Below are 3,951 nucleotides of genomic sequence, written 5' to 3' on the forward strand. Positions count from 1 at the left end.
CGGGTGCGGGCGATGTCGGCAGGACCGGGCGAACGCCGGGCGATGGGGGAGGGGCCGGGTGGGCTGCGGGCCATGGCGGAAGGGCCGGGTGAACGTCTGGGCAGGGAGGAAGCGCCGGGTGAACGCCGGGGCATGGGGGAAGAACCGGACGGGCGTCGGACGGTGGCGGAAGGGCCGGGTGAACGCCGGGGCATGGGGGAAGGGCCGGACGGGCGTCGGACCGTGGCGGAAGGGCCCGGTGAGCTGCGGACGCGGCTGGAGCGGACCGGCTATCTCGTGGACGACGGCCTCGCCGTCGCCTGCTTCCTCGCGCTCGGACTGCACCGGCCCGTCTTCTGCGAGGGCGACGCGGGCACCGGCAAGACCGCGCTCGCCTCCGCGCTCGCCCAGGCCATCGACGCCCCGCTGATCCGGCTCCAGTGCTACGAGGGCATCGATGCCTCCCAGGCCCTGTACGACTGGGACTTCCCGCGCCAGCTCCTGCATCTGCGGGCCGCCGAGGCCGCCGGGATCACCGACGCGGACCGGCTGGAGAGCGAGCTGTACAGCAGACGGTTCCTGATCGCGCGCCCCCTGCTGCGGGCCCTGGAGACCCATCCGTCCGTACTGCTCATCGACGAGATCGACCGGGCCGACGACGAATTCGAGGCGCTCCTGCTGGAACTGCTCTCCGAGTACACGGTCACCGTCCCCGAACTGGGCACCCTGCGGGCGGCCGGGCCGCCCGTGGTGGTCCTCACCTCCAACCGCACCCGCGAAGTCCACGACGCCCTGAAACGGCGCTGTCTGTACCACTGGTTCGACCACCCCGGCTTCGACCGCGAACTCGCGATCGTCCGGATCCGCCGCCCCCAGGTGACCGAACGGCTCGCCGCCCAGGTCACCGCAGTCGTCCAGCACCTGCGCACCCAGGAACTCCGCAAGCCCCCGGGCGTCGCCGAGACCATCGACTGGGCCGAGGCCCTCGACGCGCTCGGCGCACGGGAGCTGGACGCGGATCTGGCGCTGGCCACCCTCGGCTCCGTACTCAAGTACCACGAGGACGCGGAACGCGCCCGCACACTCGATCTGACCGCGATCCTCGCGGACCGGGGAGTGTGAGCGCCATGGCGGGAGCCCCCGACCCCACGGCCGTCGTGATCGGCTTCGCGCACAGGCTGCGCGCGGCGGGCGTGGCCGCGGACTCCGAGCGGGTCCAGGCGTTCCTCGGGGCGCTCGGCGTCCTCGGGCCGCAGCGCCGCCGGGACGTGTACTGGGCGGGCCGGCTCACCCTCTGCGGCAGCCGGGACGACCTGGAACGCTACGACCGGGTCTTCGCCGCCTGCTTCGGCCGCCCGCCGCCCCCGGTCCGACGGCGGCCCGCCGCCGTGCCGCGCGTGTTCACACGCCCCGCGCCCGCCGGGACCCCGGCGCCGGGCGACGGCCGCACGGCCCACCGGGCCGGGTCGTCGGCGAGCGCCACCGAGGTGCTGCGCCGGCGCGATATTGCCGCTCTCTCCCCGGCGGAACGCGCCGAACTGCGCCGGCTGCTCGCCGCGTTCACCCTCACCGGGGAGGCGCGCAGGACCGCCAGGCTGCGTCCGGCCGGGCGCGGCGTACTCGACCCTCGGCGCACGGTCCGCGAACTCCTGCGGCACGGCGGTGAACCCGCCGCACTGCGCCACCGCACCCGGACCGACCGGCCGCGCCGGGTGGTGCTGCTGCTCGATGTCAGCGGTTCCATGGACCCGTACGCGGACGCGCTGCTGCGGTTCGCCCACGCCGCCGTGCGGGGCTCGCGCACCACCGAGGTCTTCACCCTCGGCACCCGGCTGACCCGAGTCACCCGGGAGCTGGCGCACCGCGATCCGGACGAAGCCCTGGCCGCCGCCGCGGCGGCCGTCCCCGACCGGAGCGGCGGCACCCGGCTCGGTGAGACGCTGCGCGCCTTCCTGGACCGCTGGGGGCAGCGCGGGACCGCCCGGGGGGCGGTGGTCGTCGTCATCTCCGACGGCTGGGAGCGCGGGGACCCGGCGCTGCTCGCCGCCCAGATGCGGCGGCTGCGCCGACTGGCCCACCGGGTGGTCTGGGCCAATCCCCGCAAGGCCCGCCCGGGGTATCAGCCGCTCGCGGCCGGGATGGCGGCCGCACTGCCCTCCGTGGACGCGTTCACCGAAGGACACAGCATCGCCGCGCTGGAGCGGCTGGCGGACACGGTGCGGGGGGCGAGGGGCATAAGGGGCGCGAGGGGCACTGGGGGTGTCGCTCGTGCGTGAGATCCTCCCGGCGCTCAGCCGCTGGTACGCCGCCGGAAACCCGTTCGGCCTGGCCACCGTCGTCGCGGTCAGCCGCAGCGCCCCGCGCGGCCCCGGCGCGGCGATGGCGGTGGGGCCCGGGGACGAGGTGGTCGGCAGTGTCTCCGGGGGCTGTGTGGAGGGCGCGGTGTTCGAACTGGCCAAGGAGGTCGCCGAGGACGGGCGTCCCCGGCTGGAGACGTTCGGCTACAGCGACGAGGACGCCTTCGCCGTCGGCCTCACCTGCGGCGGCGAGATCACCGTCCTCGTACGGTCGGTCTCGGCCCGCACCGATCCGTCGTTCGCCGACCTCGCCGCGTCCGTCGCCGCTCACCGCCCCGTGGTCCTCGCCACCGTCGTGGACGGCCCCGCCCCGCGCGGTGCGGCCCTCGCGGTCGGGCCCGACTCGGTGTCGGGCTCACTCGGTTCCGCCGGACTTGACGCGGCGGTCACCGACGACGCGCGCGGCGAACTGGCCAGGGGAGCGACCGGCCCCCGCCACTACGGCCCGCACGGTGAACGGCGCGAGGACCGGGTCACCGTCTTTCTGCACGCGTTCGCGCCGCCGCCGCGCATGCTGGTCTTCGGCGCGATCGACTTCGCGGCGGCGGTGGCCCGTATCGGCGCCTTCCTCGGCTACCGCGTCACCGTCTGCGACGCCCGGCCCGCCTTCGCCGACCCGCGACGGTTCCCCGAGGTGGCCGAGGTGGTCGTCGACTGGCCGCACCGCTATCTGCGCGCCACGGAGGTCGACGAGCGGACCGTGCTCTGCGTCCTCACCCACGACCCGAAGTTCGACGTCCCGCTGCTGGAGGTGGCGCTGCGGACCCCGGCCGCGTACATCGGCGCGATGGGCAGCCGCCGCACCCACGAGGACCGCCTGGCCCGGCTGCGGGAACGGGGTCTGGACGAGGCCCGGCTCGCCCGGCTGCGCTCGCCCGTGGGCCTCGACCTCGGAGCGCGTACCCCCGAGGAGGTCGCCGTTTCGATCGCCGCGGAGATCATCGCCCTGCGCTGGGGCGGCAGCGGTGCCCCGCTCGCGCGGACGGCGGGAGCGATCCACCCACCGGGGCTCCCGGCCCGGTGACGAGCGCGAGGAGGAGTCATGGAGCTGCGGAACACCTTTACTGTCCCGGTACCCGTCGACGAGGCGTGGCGCGCGCTCCTGGACATCGAGCGGATCGCGCCGTGCATGCCGGGGGCGACGGTGGAGGAGTTCGACGGGGAGACCGTCACGGGCGGGGTCAAGGTGAAGCTGGGACCGGTGACGGTGCTGTACCGGGGCACGGCCGTCTTCGAGGAGAGGGACGAGACCGCGCACCGGATGGTCCTGACCGCGCGCGGCAAGGAGGTACGCGGCCAGGGCACGGCGACGGCGAAGGTGACCGGAACCCTGACCGGCATCCGCAACGGCTCGGGGGACGGCACATCGGTCACCGTCACCACGGATCTGACGGTCACCGGCCGCCCGGCGCAGTTCGGCCGGGGGGTGCTGGCGGAGGTGGCGGACAAACTGGTGGGCCGTTTCGCCGAGTGCGTGTCTCGGCGGCTGGGGGGCGGTGGCGCCGACGCCGCCTCCCGTGCTGCGACCCCGCCCCGCCGTGGCGCGGGCACCGCTCCGGCGGGAGGCGGGCGCGTCCCTCCGGCGGCCGAGGGCGGGACCGCTCCGGCCCTGGAC

At 75.5% G+C, this 3,951-nt stretch carries 4 protein-coding genes; all 4 read left to right on the forward strand.

The window, feature by feature from the left end; genetic code table 11:
* Window positions 1-192 precede the first annotated feature (192 nt).
* Window positions 193-1,101, forward strand: coding sequence for an AAA family ATPase (locus tag ACWF94_RS35650; protein WP_453498435.1), 909 nt, complete (start codon window positions 193-195; stop codon window positions 1,099-1,101).
* A gap of 5 nt (window positions 1,102-1,106) precedes the next feature.
* Window positions 1,107-2,255: a vWA domain-containing protein gene (locus ACWF94_RS35655; RefSeq protein WP_453498426.1), complete on the forward strand. Its 1,149-nt coding sequence runs from the start codon at window positions 1,107-1,109 to the stop codon at window positions 2,253-2,255.
* On the forward strand, window positions 2,248-3,360 hold the full coding sequence (locus ACWF94_RS35660; RefSeq protein ID WP_453498429.1) for an XdhC family protein: 1,113 nt from the start codon (window positions 2,248-2,250) through the stop codon (window positions 3,358-3,360). Before ACWF94_RS35655 ends, ACWF94_RS35660 begins: the two co-directional genes overlap by 8 nt.
* An 18-nt stretch (window positions 3,361-3,378) precedes the next feature.
* Window positions 3,379-3,951, forward strand: a 573-nt coding sequence (locus ACWF94_RS35665; protein ID WP_453498432.1) for an SRPBCC family protein, incomplete at its 3' end; no start/stop codon positions are given.

Source organism: Streptomyces sp. NPDC055078, assembly GCF_053607985.1.

Bases quoted from the DNA above. Each gene is read 5' to 3' on its own strand.
- ACWF94_RS35655 (WP_453498426.1), top strand. From the start codon at position 1,107: ATGGCGGGAGCCCCCGACCCCACGGCCGTCGTGATCGGCTTCGCGCAC.
- ACWF94_RS35650 (WP_453498435.1), top strand. From the start codon at position 193: ATGGGGGAAGGGCCGGACGGGCGTCGGACCGTGGCGGAAGGGCCCGGT.